At 36.5% G+C, this 17615-nt stretch carries 21 protein-coding genes; 15 read left to right on the top strand and 6 right to left on the bottom strand.

Annotation, left to right across the window (positions count from 1 at the left end; all coding sequences use genetic code 11):
- Nucleotides 1–244: 244 nt before the first annotated feature.
- From noc to CFK40_RS01700, 5 genes are all read left to right on the top strand, one after another.
- Nucleotides 245–1099 carry a nucleoid occlusion protein gene (gene noc, locus CFK40_RS01680; RefSeq protein WP_089530371.1) on the top strand — a complete coding sequence of 285 codons (855 nt, stop codon included), beginning with the start codon at nt 245–247 and terminating at the stop codon, nt 1097–1099.
- Between the two features lie 216 nt (nt 1100–1315).
- Nucleotides 1316–2089 carry a ParA family protein gene (locus CFK40_RS01685; RefSeq protein ID WP_089530372.1) on the top strand — a complete coding sequence of 258 codons (774 nt, stop codon included), beginning with the start codon at nt 1316–1318 and terminating at the stop codon, nt 2087–2089.
- A complete protein-coding gene (locus tag CFK40_RS01690) occupies nt 2070–2903 on the top strand; it encodes a ParB/RepB/Spo0J family partition protein (RefSeq protein ID WP_089530373.1) in 834 nt (277 codons plus the stop codon). The genes CFK40_RS01685 and CFK40_RS01690 overlap by 20 nt, the downstream gene beginning before the upstream one ends.
- A 152-nt stretch (nt 2904–3055) precedes the next feature.
- Nucleotides 3056–4216, top strand: a complete 1161-nt coding sequence (locus CFK40_RS01695; protein ID WP_089530374.1) for an aminotransferase class V-fold PLP-dependent enzyme — start codon at nt 3056–3058, stop codon at nt 4214–4216.
- A gap of 160 nt (nt 4217–4376) precedes the next feature.
- Entirely contained in the window at nt 4377–5081 is a 705-nt protein-coding gene (locus tag CFK40_RS01700; RefSeq protein WP_089530375.1) for a DUF554 domain-containing protein, read from the top strand.
- Nucleotides 5082–5095: 14 nt separating this feature from the next.
- On the opposite strand, the gene yyaC is transcribed toward CFK40_RS01700, so the two are convergent.
- The gene (gene yyaC / locus CFK40_RS01705) at nt 5096–5746 is read right to left on the bottom strand and encodes a spore protease YyaC (protein WP_089530376.1); all 651 of its coding nucleotides are present in this window, start codon (nt 5744–5746) and stop codon (nt 5096–5098) included.
- A gap of 89 nt (nt 5747–5835) precedes the next feature.
- On the opposite strand from yyaC, the gene CFK40_RS01710 reads away from it, so the two are divergent.
- The 7 genes from CFK40_RS01710 (at nt 5836) to rpsR (ending at nt 10621) form a co-directional block, all read left to right on the top strand.
- The gene (locus tag CFK40_RS01710; protein ID WP_089530377.1) at nt 5836–6855 is read left to right on the top strand and encodes a YkvI family membrane protein; all 1020 of its coding nucleotides are present in this window, start codon (nt 5836–5838) and stop codon (nt 6853–6855) included.
- An 87-nt stretch (nt 6856–6942) separates the two neighbouring features.
- Nucleotides 6943–7866, top strand: a complete 924-nt coding sequence (locus CFK40_RS01715) for a mechanosensitive ion channel family protein (protein WP_089530378.1) — start codon at nt 6943–6945, stop codon at nt 7864–7866.
- Nucleotides 7867–7885: 19 nt separating this feature from the next.
- Nucleotides 7886–8083, top strand: coding sequence for a DUF951 domain-containing protein (locus CFK40_RS01720; RefSeq protein WP_089530379.1), 198 nt, complete (start codon nt 7886–7888; stop codon nt 8081–8083).
- Nucleotides 8084–8292: 209 nt separating this feature from the next.
- Complete coding sequence (gene ychF, locus CFK40_RS01725; protein ID WP_089530380.1) at nt 8293–9393, top strand: redox-regulated ATPase YchF; 1101 nt, start codon at nt 8293–8295, stop codon at nt 9391–9393.
- A 169-nt stretch (nt 9394–9562) separates the two neighbouring features.
- Nucleotides 9563–9853 carry a 30S ribosomal protein S6 gene (rpsF, locus tag CFK40_RS01730; RefSeq protein ID WP_089530381.1) on the top strand — a complete coding sequence of 97 codons (291 nt, stop codon included), beginning with the start codon at nt 9563–9565 and terminating at the stop codon, nt 9851–9853.
- A 15-nt stretch (nt 9854–9868) separates the two neighbouring features.
- Nucleotides 9869–10369, top strand: coding sequence for a single-stranded DNA-binding protein (gene ssb / locus CFK40_RS01735; protein WP_089530382.1), 501 nt, complete (start codon nt 9869–9871; stop codon nt 10367–10369).
- 21 nt (nt 10370–10390) lie between these two features.
- Nucleotides 10391–10621 (top strand): 30S ribosomal protein S18, encoded by a 231-nt coding sequence (rpsR, locus tag CFK40_RS01740; RefSeq protein WP_089061044.1) that lies wholly within the window; start codon nt 10391–10393, stop codon nt 10619–10621.
- A gap of 234 nt (nt 10622–10855) precedes the next feature.
- On the opposite strand, the gene CFK40_RS01745 is transcribed toward rpsR, so the two are convergent.
- The 5 genes from CFK40_RS01745 to CFK40_RS01765 form a co-directional block, all read right to left on the bottom strand.
- Nucleotides 10856–11149, bottom strand: a complete 294-nt coding sequence (locus CFK40_RS01745; RefSeq protein ID WP_089530383.1) for a hypothetical protein — start codon at nt 11147–11149, stop codon at nt 10856–10858.
- Nucleotides 11150–11285: 136 nt separating this feature from the next.
- Nucleotides 11286–11906 (bottom strand): sulfate/molybdate ABC transporter ATP-binding protein, encoded by a 621-nt coding sequence (locus CFK40_RS01750; protein ID WP_089530384.1) that lies wholly within the window; start codon nt 11904–11906, stop codon nt 11286–11288.
- A gap of 13 nt (nt 11907–11919) precedes the next feature.
- Nucleotides 11920–12597: a molybdate ABC transporter permease subunit gene (gene modB, locus CFK40_RS01755; RefSeq protein WP_089534252.1), complete on the bottom strand. Its 678-nt coding sequence runs from the start codon at nt 12595–12597 to the stop codon at nt 11920–11922.
- Nucleotides 12598–12625: 28 nt separating this feature from the next.
- Nucleotides 12626–13390, bottom strand: a complete 765-nt coding sequence (gene modA / locus CFK40_RS01760; RefSeq protein WP_089530385.1) for a molybdate ABC transporter substrate-binding protein — start codon at nt 13388–13390, stop codon at nt 12626–12628.
- A 12-nt stretch (nt 13391–13402) separates the two neighbouring features.
- A complete protein-coding gene (locus CFK40_RS01765) occupies nt 13403–13894 on the bottom strand; it encodes a hypothetical protein (RefSeq protein WP_089530386.1) in 492 nt (163 codons plus the stop codon).
- Nucleotides 13895–14143: 249 nt separating this feature from the next.
- Here CFK40_RS01765 and CFK40_RS01770 point away from each other — a divergent pair, with 249 nt between their 5' ends.
- From CFK40_RS01770 to rplI, 3 genes are read left to right on the top strand one after another with little or no spacing between them, the layout of a single operon-like run.
- Nucleotides 14144–15088 carry a YybS family protein gene (locus CFK40_RS01770; protein ID WP_089530387.1) on the top strand — a complete coding sequence of 315 codons (945 nt, stop codon included), beginning with the start codon at nt 14144–14146 and terminating at the stop codon, nt 15086–15088.
- A 29-nt stretch (nt 15089–15117) separates the two neighbouring features.
- Nucleotides 15118–17091, top strand: a complete 1974-nt coding sequence (locus CFK40_RS01775) for a DHH family phosphoesterase (RefSeq protein ID WP_089530388.1) — start codon at nt 15118–15120, stop codon at nt 17089–17091.
- Nucleotides 17088–17537 (top strand): 50S ribosomal protein L9, encoded by a 450-nt coding sequence (gene rplI, locus CFK40_RS01780; protein WP_089530389.1) that lies wholly within the window; start codon nt 17088–17090, stop codon nt 17535–17537. Before CFK40_RS01775 ends, rplI begins: the two co-directional genes overlap by 4 nt.
- Nucleotides 17538–17615 lie beyond the last annotated feature (78 nt).

The raw sequence follows: 17615 nt of genomic DNA on the forward strand, positions 1-17615 counted from the left end.
TCGACAAATATATTTTTTCTAATAGGTACCTTTTCGTCTTAAATATGGTAAAATAAGAGCAGAGTATGAAGCACGCAGCGGTTTTAACTGCAGCGTTTTTCTTGTTTCCTAAGAAACTATTACTATCTTTTTACATATAAAATCTAGAAGATTAGTAAATTGTTTCACGTGGAACAATTTACTAATACATTGATATAAAAGGTTTTCTACTAACAAGTTTTATGAATAAAGGTGGTGTCTGATAATGGTACGTCCTTTCAACCGAATTTTCGGGTTAGGAGATAAATCAGATTCTGAATCAGAAGAAGTCTATCGTCCTAATGAAATAATTCAGCTCGCTGTAACGAAAATTAAACCGAATCGCTTTCAACCAAGATCCATATTTAGTGAAGAAAAAATATCCGAACTAGCGCAGACGATTAAAACACATGGAATGATTCAACCAATTGTAGTTCGTAAGCTAGAAGAGGATGACTATGAACTAATTGCTGGAGAACGTAGATGGCGAGCGGTACAAACGTTGGGCTGGGAAAATGCCCCTGTAATTATACAAGAAATGACCGATACAGAGACTGCATCTGTGGCATTAATTGAAAACCTTCAACGAGAAGAATTAACAGTTATTGAAGAAGCACGTGCTTATGCAAGACTTATAGAGCTACATTCGATTACACAGGAAGCTCTTGCGCAACGTTTAGGGAAGAACCAATCAACAATTGCTAATAAACTTCGATTGCTAAAGTTAGATGACGCTGTTCAGCAAGCCTTATTAAATAAGGCTATTACAGAACGTCATGCTAGAGCTTTGATTAAATTAAAGGATCAAGATAAGCAATCAAAGCTTTTACATGAAATAATTGAACATGATCTTAACGTAAAACAAACAGAAGAGCGAATAGAAAAGATGGCAAATAAAAAAGATGAGCCGAAGAAGAAAAAGCCTAAATTGAAAGGCGTTAATAAAGATATGCGTATTGCGGTGAATACCATTAGACAATCGTTAACAATGGTTACAGACACTGGAATAGATGTGGAAACAGATGAGAAAGATTTAGATGATTATTATCAATTCACAATTAAAATTCCAAAAAATAAATAATAATAGTCATTCATATAGTTTATATTTGCCCATCTTTTTTTATAGATAGATGGGTTTTTTCAGCAGTTAAGTTACCATCGTCGAAAACATATTCAGCTATAATTTATCTTATTTCCCCATCATAAATTACGTTTTTCTTACAATATAGGACATTTTTCATTTTTTTTATTAAATAATGATAGAATATAAAACATAGAATGATAGGTAGGTGACAACATGGGTAAAATAATCGCCATGGCAAATCAAAAGGGTGGCGTAGGAAAGACAACTTCAGCCGTCAATTTGAGTGCATGTCTTGCATACTTAGATAAAAAAGTATTACTCGTAGACATTGACCCACAAGGTAATGCAACAAGCGGAGTAGGGGTTAATAAGGCAGATGTAAATCAATGTATCTATAATGTGTTGGTTGAAGATGTACCAGTTAAGGAAGTTATAACACAATCAAGTGTTTCGAATCTTGACATTATCCCTGCTACTATTCAGTTAGCAGGAGCAGAAATTGAACTTGTGCCAACCATATCTAGAGAGATTCGTCTCAAAAAATCATTAGAAATGGCAAAAGAACACTATGATTATATAATCATTGACTGTCCACCATCATTGGGGTTATTAACCATTAATGCTTTAACTTCTTCTGATACCGTTTTGATCCCGGTCCAATGTGAATACTATGCGTTGGAGGGATTAAGTCAGCTTCTAAATACCATTCGGTTAGTTCAAAAACATTTAAATAAAGATTTAATGATAGAAGGCGTATTACTTACCATGCTTGATGCACGTACAAATCTTGGTATACAAGTAATAGAAGAAGTGAAAAAATACTTTCAAGATAAAGTTTATAATTCAATTATTCCAAGAAATGTTCGTTTAGGTGAGGCACCGAGCCATGGTCAACCGATTATCACATATGATCCGAAATCAAGGGGTGCAGAAGTTTATCTTGAATTAGCGAAGGAAGTGATGGCTAGTGGTGAAAGGGTTGGGTAAAGGCATTAATGCACTTTTTCCAGAAATTGATGAAAAAGAAGAAACTGTTCAAGATCTAGCGATAAAAGATTGTAGACCAAATCCTTATCAACCTAGAAAAACATTTCATGCAGATGCCATTGAGGAATTAAAGGATTCAATTCTTGAGTACGGTATTATCCAGCCATTAATTGCCCGTAAAAGCATTAAGGGCTATGAGATAGTGGTTGGCGAAAGACGTTTCCGGGCAGCAAAGGAAGCGGGTCTAGATAAAGTCCCAGTTGTTGTAAAAGATTTGACAGATGAGAAAATGATGGAGATTGCCCTTTTGGAAAACCTGCAACGAGAAGATTTAACACCAATTGAAGAAGCGCAGGCATATTCAAATCTAATAAAAGAATTAAAGATCACACAGGATGAGTTATCAAAGAGACTTGGTAAAAGCAGATCACATATAGCAAATTTAGTGCGATTGCTTTCACTACCAGAACAAATTATTGCCTATATTAATAATGGGGAACTCTCCATGGGACACGGCCGTGCGTTGTTAGGTATTAAAAATAAAGATCACTTAATCCCCTTTGTGAAAAAAATTCTTAAAGAAAAATTAAATGTTCGCCAAGTAGAACAAATGATTATCGAAATGAATAAAAAACCGATAAAAAAGAAAGCGAAGCCAAAGATGGATATTTTTCTTCAGGAAAGGGAGTCCATCTTAAGAGATCGGTTAGGCACATCTGTTACCATCCAACGTGGAAAGCGAAAAGGGAAAATTGAAATTGAATTTTTCTCAAATGATGATTTAGATCGTATCATTGAATCATTAGATTCATAAAGTGAACTTCATTCAATGGGGTTTCACTGATGAACTGAGTTAGATAGTACGTGAGACTGACATTTATAATTAGCATAAATAGCTAATGTCAGTCTTTTTTTGCACCTAGGATTGGATAAATGCGTAATTTACAGATGAGGGGGGAATGCTGGATGATATACTTTGACCAGGCTGCTTCTTCCTTTCCTAAACCGCCAAGTGTTGCCGAAGCAATGGCACATACTGTTAACTCGATTGGGGCTAATCCGGGCAGGGGAGGACATGTCCTAGCAAGACAAGCTTCTGAGATTATCACTAATACACGAATTAAAATAGCTGAACTTTTCGGTTGTAGTGATCCCAAAAAGGTTATTTTTCACCAAAATGCTACTATTGGTTTGAATCAAGCCATTAAGGGACTGAGATGGCATAAAAATGATCATGTGATTGCTTCAGCTTATGAACACAATTCCATTAGGAGACCACTGGAGTATATAAAAGAACGTTATGGTGTAAAAGTTACCTATGTAGATTGTCCAGATGAAGAAACGGATGAATCATTTGTTTCAGCTGTCGAACATGCTATTGACTCAAATACCAGATTAATAGCAATGACACATGCATCCAATGTTACAGGGCGTATTATTCCAATTGATAAGATTATCGCTTTAGCTAAAAGAAACAGGATTTATACACTAATCGATGCATCTCAAACTGCTGGCCATATTCCCATAGATATGAAGACACAGAAGATTGATATGTTAGTTTTTCCTGGACATAAGGGGATACTTGGACCTCAAGGAACAGGGGTATTGCTTGTGGAAGGCGAAGTTCATTTATATCCTATTCATCATGGTGGAACAGGTGCGTTTTCATCCTTGCCAAATCAGCCTAAACAATGGCCGGAATTTCTCGAAAGTGGTACATTAAACACACCTGGAATAGCTGGTCTTTATGCAGCATTAATTGATTATGAGAGTAGAAAAAAAGAAATTGTTCCACGTGAAACAATATTAGCAAATATGCTCCAAAAAAGCTTAGAAGCAATAGAAGGAGTAATTTGTTATGGGCCTGAGTATGACATACTTCGCATGCCTATGGTGGCCTTTAATGTTGAAAATGTTCCTTCACAGGAGGTGGGTGTAATTCTGGATTCCCATTATAATATAGCAGTTCGCGCAGGATTACATTGCAGTCCACTAACACACGAAATGTTACATACAACTGCACAAGGAATGGTGAGAGCAAGTTTAAGTATCTATAATACAGAAGACGAAATAAGAGAATTTATCTTAGCTATAAAAGAAATTGTAGCATCATATAAAGAACTATAAGAAGAAGTTCAAAAAGTCACCAAATGAGAACCTCTACTAAGTTCGCCCACGTGCGGTGGGTGACATAGAAATCAACACATCGTGCATAAGTCAGAGGTACTTGCAGCAACTTTTTGAACACACACTATAATACGATATTTAGGTTATTGGGGATGGGGCAATGGTTTTATATGGTACATTGGTCAACGGAGTTTGTATAATTGCTGGCAGCTTACTTGGCTTATTTTTTACAAAAATACCAGAACGGTATAAAGAAACGGTCATGCATGGTATTGGGTTAGCGGTATTATTAATTGGATTACAAATGGCTTTTACTACAGAGATAATTGTTGTTGTACTATTAAGCTTACTTACAGGGGCGATTATTGGAGAATTCATTCATGTGGAAGAGGGGTTAAATCGGTTAGGTGCATGGATTGGGAGTAAGTTTACAACAAAAAATGAAAATTTTAGTGTAGCTCAAGGATTTGTTACTGCTTCACTTATTTTTGTGATTGGTGCCATGTCTGTGATTGGCGCCTTGGACAGTGGTATACGCGGAGACCACGAAATATTAATTACAAAAGGGATTATTGATGGGTTTGTAGCACTTGTTTTAACTACAACACTTGGATTTGGAGTAGTTTTTTCTGTAGTTCCAGTTATCCTTTATCAAGGGTCCATAGCACTTTTAGCCACGCAAATTACTAAATGGTTGCCAGAAAGTTTTTTGAATGGATTCATTGTAGAATTAACAGGGGTCGGTGGTTTACTTATTGTTGCCATCGGGTTAAATTTATTGAAAATAACTAAAATCCGCATTGGTAACTTATTACCATCACTTGCAACTGTTATTATAATTTATTATCTATATCAACTTATTTAGAAAAAAGACTTCTACTAAATTGGCTTAGTAGAAGTCTTTTTTTCTAAACTTTCCTGATTAGTAGGAGGCATGACAATAGATGGTGAAGGGATACTTTGTTTTAGCTGGTTATCTATCATTATTAATAGATTAGCTAATTGTTTTGCCATATCTAGTACAATGGATAATCGCGTATTTTGTAAAATTGAAAATTCCATAAATCCGCTAATGTTAACAACACCAGTAAGATGGATGTCGCCAATTTGAGGGAGAGGTTTATTTAAAGCAGCACCAGGTTTTAAGGGTCCCTTTCCTAATATTATGTTTCCAACTGACGTTGATTTGCCTAGGCAAGCGTCAATTGCAATTATGTAGGGATTGCGATGCTGGTTATGGATTAACTTTATATAGTCTTTGAGGTTAGTTGCATGAACAGGATCGTGAATCGTCCCATAAACAGCTAAATGTTTGGGTTTATGGTCATGTAGAAAGGTTCCAGTTAATGGACCAAGTGAATCTCCAGTGGATCGATCTGTTCCTATACAAACTACAACATATTCTCTAGGAATAGTTGGAAGCCAAGAAATAATTTTTTCGCTCATAAGATTTGTAATCAATGAATCTGTGTACAGTAATCGCATATTTTCTCGTTCATTTTCTATAACAAATTGTCTTTTTAGATTCATAGCTTTTCCTCCACAAACATATTGGTAATAGTATACGACTTAAAAAAGGTAACTATACATCGATTTTGTTATTAATTGGAGGAAAGCAAATGTGGGGATCAGGACTAAAATGGATGTTTTTAATTATTGGAACAACGATAGGGGCAGGTTATGCATCTGGTCGAGAATTATGGCAATTTTTTGGTCATGAAAGTGGACTTGCTATTGCATTGTTTGCCATATTATTCTCCATATCATGTATTGTAATTATGCAAGTGGGCTATCAAAAGCAATCAAAAGATTACCTGCCAGTACTACGCGTCATTGTTGGTGAAAGACTTACAAAAATTTATGACGTGATGATATTTTTATATTTATTCACTACTACGGTTGTGATGCTCGCAGGTAGTGGAGCAACAGGTCAAGCCTTTTACTTTTCTTATTGGTGGGGAGTAGGCTTCATCGCTATTATGCTAGTACTTTTATTTGTAAGAGGAGTTAATGGACTTTTAACGATCAATCAATTCATTTTACCTATATTATTAGTTGGGCTTCTTGCGATACTATTATTATTCACGTTCGATCAAAAGCTAGCACTCTTTTCCCATTGGCATGAACAACGAAATTGGACTGCCGCATTTCCATTTACAGCATTAAATGTCTTACCGTTAATTGCGGTGCTAGGAGCGATAGGGAACAAAATACAATCGCGAAAAGAAATAGTGATTGCTGGTATTGGTAGTGGGCTTATATTAGGTGTTATTTCATATATATATAATAATAGTCTGATACAGATTGCTGAGGAAATTCTTGTCTACGAGATACCATTATTTGCAATTCTAAAACATTACTCTTTTGTGGTATTGGTATTTATGTCCATCATGCTGTGGTTTGCAATTTTTACCACCGCAGCCTCTGGAATATTAGGTTTAATAACTCGTATTCAAAGTTATTGGCATGTGCCATTATGGGTTATTGCTTTATTCGCCATTATTGTTATGATTCCATTTACGACGTTTGGTTTCTCTACTTTAATAAGTTATATATACCCGATTTATGGAATTTTGAATTTATATGTTCTGATGAGGCTAATCCTATACCCGTTATGGCATAATAAAAATACGGCATAAATTACTTTCCATCAATAGGGGAAATGATATACTAGTTAGTATGAACCGAAATCTGGTTAACTAGTATAGTTTTGGAGGTACATTATAGTGGATACAGTTAATAAACAAATTGATAAATTGTGGGGTTTTGTCTCAGGGCCAGAACTTTGGCTGTCCATCGGTAAAGGATTTTTAAATATCATTCTTACTATCATAGTAGCAATGATAATCATCAAAGTTGGAAAAAAGGTAATTGACAAAGTGTTTATAAGCAGACAACGGGGGCCTTTTCGGATTACAGAACGAAGAGAAAACACACTAAGAAAATTACTGCATAACAGTTTAGCGTATACGGTATATTTTACAGCGTTCATCATGATTTTAGATGGTGGTTTCGGCTTGCAAATTGGCCCGCTACTCGCTGGTGCTGGGGTTGCAGGACTTGCAATTGGTTTCGGGGCACAAAATTTAGTCCGTGATATCATTTCTGGGTTCTTTATTATATTTGAAGATCAATTTTCTGTTGGTGATTATATTTTTACATCAAATGTTGAAGGTACCGTTGAAGAAATCGGAATAAGGACAACGAAGATTAAAAGCTGGACAGGCGAGCAGCATGTTCTTCCAAACGGGAATGTAACGCAGGTAACCAATTACTCCATTCATAATGGATTGTCAGTTGTGGACATTAATATACCATATGAAAGTGACATTGATGCAGCAGAAAAAATAATTGAAGAAATGGCTATGGAGCTACCTAATAAATATGATGAAATAGTGGGTACACCTGAGATAATCGGGGTTGAGACTTTAGAACTATCCCATTTTGTAATACGCGTGATTGCCGAAACCCCACCATCGTTTCAGTGGGCCGGAGCTAGAATAATTCGTCGTGAGGTAAAAGAAAGACTTTATAAGGAAGGTATTCAAATTCCATCACCACGTCTTGTGATGTACACACGAAATGAAGATCCAACTGCATTAGAAACGGAAGGCGAAAAGAGAAAAATTCAAGAAAGAGACCAAGAATAAGGAAAGAAGGTATCATATTATGGTAGATAAAGATTTTGCTTTAAATGATATTGTCCAAATGAAAAAACAACATCCGTGTGGAGAAAACCGCTGGAAAATAATTCGTATGGGCATGGATGTTCGTATTAAGTGTCAGGGCTGTGATCATAGTGTTCTGATTCCAAGAAGAGAATTTAGTAAAAAGCTGAAAAAGATACTGGTAAAAGGTGAAGCGTAAACTGGTAAAATTAATTAAATTCTATTTATAATGTCATTTTAAACGAAGATAAAAATCTAAAATTAACTTTTCATGAACGATTCGGCAAAAATACGACTGAAAAATAACGTATTTTTGCTTTTTCTTTGCTTGTCAAATCCTGTCCTTGTATTATAATTGGGAAGACTAGTACGTTCATATGAATGATATCCTTAAGGAGTGAAAGTTTCATGGCTTTAACAGCAGGAATTGTCGGGCTTCCGAACGTGGGTAAATCAACATTGTTTAATGCGATTACCCAAGCAGGGGCAGAATCGGCAAACTATCCGTTTTGTACGATTGATCCGAATGTAGGTATTGTAGAAGTACCGGACGATCGTTTGAATAAATTAACAGAATTAGTAAAACCGAAGAAGACAATACCAACAGCATTCGAATTTACTGATATAGCGGGTATTGTTCAAGGCGCAAGTAAAGGGGAAGGTTTGGGGAACCAATTCTTATCCCATATTCGCCAAGTAGATGCAATTTGTCATGTTGTTCGTTGTTTTGTTGACGAAAACATCACACATGTATCTGGAATAATTGATCCTATCGATGATATTGAGATCATCAACCTGGAACTGATTTTGGCAGATTTAGAGTCAGTAACAAAGCGTTTTCAACGTGTCGAGAAGCTAGCACGCCAAAAAGATAAGGCAGCCTTAGCAGAGTATGACGTGTTAATGAAGCTTAAAGATGGGTTGGAAAATGATCAATCAGCACGTGCGCTAGATTTCACCGAAGATCAGTGGAAAGTGGTTAAACAACTACATTTGTTAACTAGTAAACCGATTCTTTATGTGGCAAATGTGTCTGAAGATGAAATTGTTGACCCAGAAGGCAACGAGTATGTTCAAAAGGTAAAGAACTTTGCAGCAAATGAAAATGCAGAAGTAATCGTTGTTTGTGCAAAGATTGAATCTGAGATTGCAGAACTTGAGCATGATGAGAAGGAAATGTTTTTAGAAGAGCTTGGGATTAATGAATCAGGATTAGACCAGCTCATTAAAGCTTCGTACCAGTTGCTAGGCCTAGCAACATATTTTACAGCAGGAGAGCAAGAGGTTCGTGCGTGGACGTTCCAAGAAGGAATTAAAGCTCCACAAGCAGCAGGTATTATCCATACCGACTTTGAACGCGGGTTCATTCGTGCTGAAACAGTATCCTATCATGACCTTGTTGAAGCAGGTGCTATGGCACAGGCTAAAGAAAAAGGAAATGTTCGATTAGAAGGTAAAGAATATATTGTAAGAGATGGCGATGTCATCCACTTCCGTTTTAACGTATAACAAAGGATCCCTCGAAAAGCTTGTTTTTTCACTAGTGATTTGGTATAATTCACTATTGTGAGTAATTAACTTAAAATTATTCCTTGCTCCTATGGAGAAAAGCAAAGGCGACTGAGCCGTAGCTGGATCTTATAATAGGGGCCGCTAAGACCAAAAGGAGGTGTAACGAATGACAAAATACGAAATCATGTATATCATTCGCCCAGACATGGAAGAGGATGCGCAAACAGCACTTATGGAGCGTTTCCACAAAATCCTAACAGATAATGGGGCGGAGATTGAAAAAGTTGATGAAAAAGGCAAAAAGCGCCTTGCATATGAAATCAAAGATTACCGTGATGGATATTATGTAGTTGTGAAATTCTCTAGTGATGATGCTGCAATTAATGAGTTTGATCGTCTAGCTAAATTCTCAGACGATATAGTCCGTCATATGACAATTCGAGAAGAAGATCAATAATAAGGGGTGGTTCTGATGTTAAATCGTGTCGTACTTGTTGGCAGATTAACGAAGGATCCTGATTTACGTTATACACCAAACGGAGTGGCAGTAGCCAATTTTACTTTAGCTGTTAATCGACCTTTTTCCAATCAACAAGGAAACCGTGAAGCGGATTTTATTAACTGTGTTGTATGGCGCAGGCCCGCTGAAAATCTTGCTAACTATATGAAAAAAGGAAGCATGGTCGGTGTTGATGGACGTGTGCAAACACGTAACTTTGAAGGACAAGATGGCAAAATGGTATATATGACAGAAATTGTGGCGGACAGCGTGCAATTTTTGGAAACAAAAGGTTCTACGCAAGGTAATGGTCAAGGTTCATCAGGTTATCAACAAAATCAGAACCAGAATCAAAGCCAAAGCCAAAACCGGAATCAAAATAATTCAAATCAAAACCAAAATCAAAACGAAGAGGATCCGTTTAAAAATAACGGTCAACCTATCGATATATCAGACGATGATTTACCATTCTAAATTGAAAAGGAGGGGTATTTGATGGCAGCTCGTCGCGGACGCGCAAAGCGTCGTAAAGTGTGCTATTTCACAGCAAACGGAATTACACACATCGATTATAAAGATGTTGATTTACTAAGACGTTTCATTTCTGAGCGTGGAAAAATTCTTCCTCGCCGTGTAACTGGAACTTCTGCTAAATATCAACGTAAACTTACAAAAGCAATTAAACGTGCTCGTACAATGGCATTATTGCCTTTCGTTACAGAGTAATGTAGTTTAAGAAAAGCGCAAGCGCCTTGAAAGACACGACAAGCATAAGCAGAGCGGTGCAGTGTGGGTGCTTTTGCCCACACGGAAGCGAACTGCTTATGTCTCGAGTGTCTAGGCGCTGGAGCTAGACAGATAATCGCCAAAATTTTATACTTTCTTTGCTCTATAAAAAGCCTTTCTTTCGTATTATTACGATAGAAAGGCTTTTTACATGTAGGATAAAAAAATTACTTTTTACTTTTCCTCATCATTTTGTTTTTTATTGCGCTTGTTTCCTTCACGGTTTGTGGCTTTCCTGTAATACTTACCCGGTAAATCAGATGATTTGCCTATTATATTATTTGCTGTTCCCGCCGTTCCTTTCAAGATTCTCCCGGAAGAATCGAATGCTTTACCTACAAGGCCACCTTCCCCGGAAATGGATTTGCCAATCTTTCCAGTTGTATCCACTGTATGACCAAAGAAGTCTGTAGCCTCCTGTGAAGTTCTTTTGACAAGATTATCATTTTTCTTTTTTTCGTTACTCATTCTAACATCTTCTCCTTTTCTCTAGTGAGGTTTCTTTAAAGATGTTATGATACGAAAATCGGGAACATGCATGTTGGAATAAAACTTGCTGTCCCTAATTTTTCATGGAAACGATTTAAGCAAAAAATAACTTTTACTAAATAACCTGCACCGTTTTTCCGCTTTTCATTTTTATGATACGATTACCAACCTTTGTCGCTTCATCATAGTTATGTGTCACCATAATAATTGGGATATTCCAAGTGTTATGTAGGCGAATTAATTCATCCTGACATTCGATACGTGTTTTTTCATCTAATGAAGAAAAAGGCTCATCTAGTAATAGTGCATCTGGTTTCATTGCCAGTGCTCGAATAAGTGCAACCCGCTGTTTCTCTCCTCCAGAAATTTGTCTTGGGTAACTATCCATTAGCGATCTAATCCCAACGACATCAACTAGATTTTCAACCAAGGCTGCATCCTTCATACCGTAGCGAATGTTTTTTTCAACAGTCATGTGAGGAAATAATGCATATTCTTGAAATAAGTAGCCAATATTTCGTTTTTGAACTGACATAGGCTTTTCGTTCTGGTAAAGGAATCTATCATTTAATTTTATCGCTCCTGAATCTGGACGCGCAAGCCCTGCAATACAATTCAATAGCGTAGTTTTACCTGAACCAGATGGACCAAACAAGACAACGATTTCATTGCCTACGTTAAACTGTATATTCAATGAGAAGTTCTTCAGCCGTTTAGTGATATCTACTGTAAGCATCGCATAACCTCCATTATTTTTCGTTTGTAAACTTTAAAATGTTGCGTCCACTCCACCAATTCAACCATAAAATTGCACTGAATCCTATGATAAGCATACTAATTACCCAAAATACAGCTTTGTCCGTATTGCCTGACTCCACAGCAAAATAAATTGCAATCGGAATCGTATCTGTTTTATTTGGGATGTATCCTGCAATCATTAAGGTAGCTCCAAATTCACCTAGCGCTCTTGCAAAAGTTAGTACAAGCCCTGCTAGAAGTCCAGGCCATGCAAGTGGAAAAGAGATTGTCCAGAATACCCGCCATTTTGATCCTCCCATTGTATATGCAGCATTTTCAATATTAGAATCATAGGTTTGGAAAGCGGCTGATGCGCTCTGATACATTAATGGAAAGGAGACTACTGTGGCAGCTATCACAGCCCCTATCCATGTGAAAACAATCTGAAAATCAAATGTTTGTAATAAAAAACTTCCAATTGGTCCATTTTTTCCGAACATATATAATAAGCCGAAGCCAATGACTGTGGGTGGTAATACTAAAGGAAGCATTAAAACCGATTCGATAATTCGTTTTCCAGGAAATTGATTTCTTGCTACAAGTCTCGCAAAAAGTATTCCGAAAACAAGTACGATGCACGTGGCAATGCTAGCTATTTTTAACGATAAAATAAGCGGTGTATAGTTCATTGACACTCAGAACCTCCATATAAATCAGTTACTTTAAAAAACCATAATTTTCTAGAATAACCTGTGCTGAATCAGATTGAAGATATTCCACAAAGTCCTTTGCTAACTCTGGGTGTTCTGTTGTGGACATAACCGCGGCTGGATAAATGATTGGTGGATACAAGCTGGAATCGATTTCCATAAGTGCTTGAACATTTTCAGCGCGGTGAAGGTCAGTGCCATAGACAAACCCGATTTCTACGTTACCTGATTCCACATAGGTAAGTACTTGACGAACGTCTTTCGCGTAAACAAAGTGCCCAATAAGCTTGTCCGATAGACCTACATTAGTCAATGCTTCTTTAGCGTACTTTCCAGCTGGAACACTTTCAGGATTGCCTATCGCAATTTGTCCAAGGGAGTTTGGATTAATGTCCTTTAGTGAGTTTACCTTTTTATTTGAATCTTTGTGTGTTATCAAAACAAGGCTATTTTTTGCAAAATTCATCCGTGTATTAGGAGAAATCAGGTTATCATGCTCCAATACATCCATCCAGTATTGGTCAGCTGATAAAAACACATCAACAGGTGCGCCTTGCTGAATTTGTTGAGCTAGTTTACCAGAACCACTAAAATTAAGAGTAAGGTTTACATTAGGGTTCTCCGCCTCATAATCCTCACTAATTTTTTCAAGAGCGCCAGATAGGCTAGCGGCAGCAGAAATAAAAAGTTCTTTTTCCACTGTATCAGATGATTCACTACAGGCTACTAAGATTGAAAAAAGAAAACAAATAGCTACTAGTCGTTTTACCATTGTAGCCCTCCTTTATCCAGTTCGCTTTTTACGTTTCGGGTAAACTAGTATGGTTTTTAGTAAAACAAATAAAGAATAAATAAAGAAAACCCACAGCATACTATCATCGGTGGAAAATAGTAAGGCTGTAATGGTATAAATTAAAAATGGAATCGTTGTTGCATAGGCTGCAATTTTCCATAATAAAGGAAAGCGTATTTTTCTATTTAAGCTCTTAGCTACCCAAGTAAATGAATAGGCTACTACAGATAGAGTAACAAATACGATTATTGTTAACGGGAGATAGTAAAACATAAAGAAAAATATTAGTAAAAAAAATATGCCCATATCAGATCCTGGATCATTTAATTCAGTTATTCGCCCTAAAAATGCAGGTATAGCAACGATAGCCATGATAATGAACATATACACAACGGTTATATCCATTCCAATACGATTCAATTGAAATACAGCGTTTTTGCTTGGTAATTTAATGCTATGTAGAAAAGCTTTCCAGAATATCATAGGTTTTCATCCTTATTATATTTTTCACTCGCATGTACCATTATAGTAAAAATCAGCCATAAAGTCGCTCTTTGGCCATGAACAATTGATGACAGTTTAGATTCATTAGTCAATATTCGACAATTATTGCCCGGGAAATAATCGTTAATCATTACTTCTTTTAACAATTAGAACAAAAATCGTGTTATCATATTATAATGAGATTAAAATAGTTAATGGTTTTATATTATTAATGAGGTGCAATTATAGATGAATCGATCGAAAATACTAACGGATGGGGCACTTTTAACAGCGATTTATATTGTTTTGTTATTAATAACTGTTTTCGTCCCGTTAATTGAATTAGTTGCTATATTTTTATTACCTGTTCCATTTATTGTTTTTGCGTATAGATATGATTGGAAGCCAGCGCTAATTATGTTTGCTGCTTCTATTGTGTTATCTTCCATTTTTGCGACACTATTTTCTATACCCGCCACAGTTCTAATGGGACTAGGGGGATTAATGATAGGGAGTGCTATGCATAAAAAGCTAACACCATATGAAACATGGGCTCGTGGAACTCTCGGGTTTATTGTTGGTTTATTATTTATTTTTCTAACCAGTCAGCTGATTTTTAATGTGAATTGGATAAGTGAAATCGATACGATGATTGATGAATCTATGGGGATGAGTCAGAGCCTGATGGAGCAAGTTGGTCTAGGTGGTTCAGAGGAACAATTGGAAATGTTAGAACAACAGGCGAATATGCTGAAAGATTTAATCCCTGTTGGAGTAGCATTTATTGCAATTTTGTTAGCGTTTATTAGCCAGTGGTTTGGTTATAGATTAATTAACCGATTAGATAAGAAAAAATTTCATTTTCCACCATTTAGAGATTTAAGGTTACCAGTATCACTTGTTTGGATTTACTTTTTCGCATTAATTTTTACCATGTTCCAGTTTGACCCATCAAGCATTTTCTATCATGCAATTAATAATGTGCTTGTATTAGCTGGATTATTAATGACGCTCCAAGGATTTTCATTTATTTTTTTCTATACGCATCACAAAAACAAGTCAAAGGCAATTCCGATTGTTATTGTAATTGTGACCTTCCTATTGCCATTTCTTTTACTTTATCTTGTTCGTATTCTAGGTATAATAGATATAGGATTTCGGCTACGTGATCGCATTTCAAAAGATAAGAAATAGTTAGGAATAAGGTGTAGGAGTTGAATTCCATGCCAGATATGCAAAAAAAGCCAACACTAAGCAGACATTTATGGATAATTTACATTTTATCTATCATTTTGCTCGGGTTTATTTGGTACTTTCAATGGATAATCGGTCTTGTCATGACAGTTGTTCTAGTTGGATCTTTTTATTATAGTATTCGTACGGAAAAAACGTTAATGAATAAGACGGAGGAATATATATCAACGCTTTCACACCGGGTACGAAAAGTTGGTGAGGAAGCGTTATTAGAAATGCCAATTGGAATTGTGTTGTTTAACGATGATTACTTTATTGAGTGGGCAAACCCCTATATGAACCGATTCGCAGCTGAAGATACGTTAGTCGGAAAATCCTTAAATTTATTATCAGAGGAATTGATTCCGATGATAAAGGAACATAAAAACGAAATGTGGTTTCAGCTAGATGGGTATGAATTTCAAACTACTATTAAAAAAGAGGAACGGTTATTGTATCTGTTTGATCGAACGACGCAAACAGAAATTCAACAGCTTTATCATAATGAGCAAACAACGCTCTCTATTATTTTCTTAGATAACTATGATGAAATCACACAAAACTTGGATGATACGGTTAAAAGCCAGTTGAATTCAAAGGTTACGTCTGTATTAAATAACTGGGCTAATGAAACTGGGATGTATTTAAAGCGGACGTCACAGGATCGGTTTATTGCTGTGGGTACAAAAGAAATTTTAAACCAACTTGAAAAATCAAAGTTTGATATCTTAGATGAGGTTCGGGAGCTAAACGCTGAACGGAATATTCCTGTAACGCTTAGTATTGGGATTGGGCTTGGAAGTGTTGACCTTCCTGCAATTGGTGAATTAGCACAGTCAAGTCTTGACCTGGCATTAGGACGCGGAGGAGACCAGGTAGCAATTAAGGATGATACGGGAAAAGTTCGCTTTTATGGCGGGAAAACAAATCCAATGGAAAAGCGTACGCGTGTTAGAGCTAGGGTTATCTCGCATGCTTTAAAACAATTAGTAAAAGAAAGCGACAATGTTATTATTATGGGGCATAAAGCACCAGATATGGACTCTATAGGAGCGGCAATAGGAATTTTAAACATTGCGAAGACGAATGGTGTAGAAGGGTTTATCGTTTTTGATCCTGATGACGTTAGTACTGGTGTTTATCGATTAGTAGATGCGATCCGGGAAGAAGAAAGTCTATGGCAGCATTTTGTTGACCCAGAAGAGGCCGAGGATATTATTTCAAATCGGAGTTTGGTGGTAGTTGTAGATACCCATAAGCCAGCTCTTGTTTCAAATGAACGCTTGCTAAACAAAACAGAGTACAAAGTGGTAATTGATCACCATCGTCGAGCTGAGGAGTTCATTGCAAATCCTACATTGGTATACATGGAACCATATGCGTCATCAACAGCCGAACTAGTTACGGAATTACTTGAATATCAACCGAAAAGCCTTAAATTGAAAATGCTCGAAGCAACAGCGCTTTTAGCAGGAATTATAGTAGATACGAAAAGCTTCACATTACGAACAGGCTCGCGTACATTTGATGCGGCATCCTATTTACGATCGAAGGGTGCAGATACAATATTAGTACAACAGTTTATGAAAGAGGATTTAGAAATATATATAAAAAGAAGCAAGCTAATAGAACGTGCTGAGGTTTACCGTGACTCCATTGCTATTTCAAAAGGGAAGAATGGTGAAGTTTATGGTCCTGTATTAATTGCACAGGCTGCAGATACCCTCTTAACAATGAGCGGAATAAACGCATCATTTGTAATATCTGAGCGTAGTGATGATAAAATTGGAATTAGTGCTAGGTCACTAGGTGATGTAAATGTTCAAATTATCATGGAAAAAATGAACGGTGGAGGTCATTTGACCAACGCAGCCACTCAAATTGAAGATACTTCAATAGAAGATGCTGAAGCACTATTAAGAGATATACTTGAAGAGTATTTAGAAGGAGGAGACGTACAATGAAAGTGATTTTTGTAAAAGATGTAAAAGGTAAAGGTAAAAAAGGTGAAGTGAAAAATGTCTCTGACGGTTATGCACGAAACTATTTACTAAAAAATAAACTAGCTGAAGAAGCAAATGCGGGAAATATGAAAGCCTTAGAAGCAAAACAACGTAAGGAAGATCAAATTGAGCAAAAAGAAAAAGACGAAGCCATTGAGCTAAAAGATAGTTTAGCAGATTTAACGGTAGAAATGAAGGCAAAGTCGGGTGATGCAGGTCGTTTATTCGGATCCATTACAAGTAAACAAATTGCTGAGGCATTAGAAAAAGAGCATGGCTTTAAAATTGATAAACGTAAAATAGAACTAGACCAGCCAATACGCGCACTAGGTTATACAACAGTACCAGTTAAAATTCTTCCTGAGGTATCTGGTTCTATCAAGGTACATGTATCTGAACAAAAATAACTAAAAAGCTTTTTAGGCTCCTTACGCTGATCTTTTTCAACATTCAGGTGTGAGCCTTTCTTTTTGCACGTAAGGATA

The sequence above is a fragment of the Virgibacillus necropolis genome (genome assembly GCF_002224365.1).
Classification (GTDB): domain Bacteria; phylum Bacillota; class Bacilli; order Bacillales; family Amphibacillaceae; genus Virgibacillus_F; species Virgibacillus_F necropolis.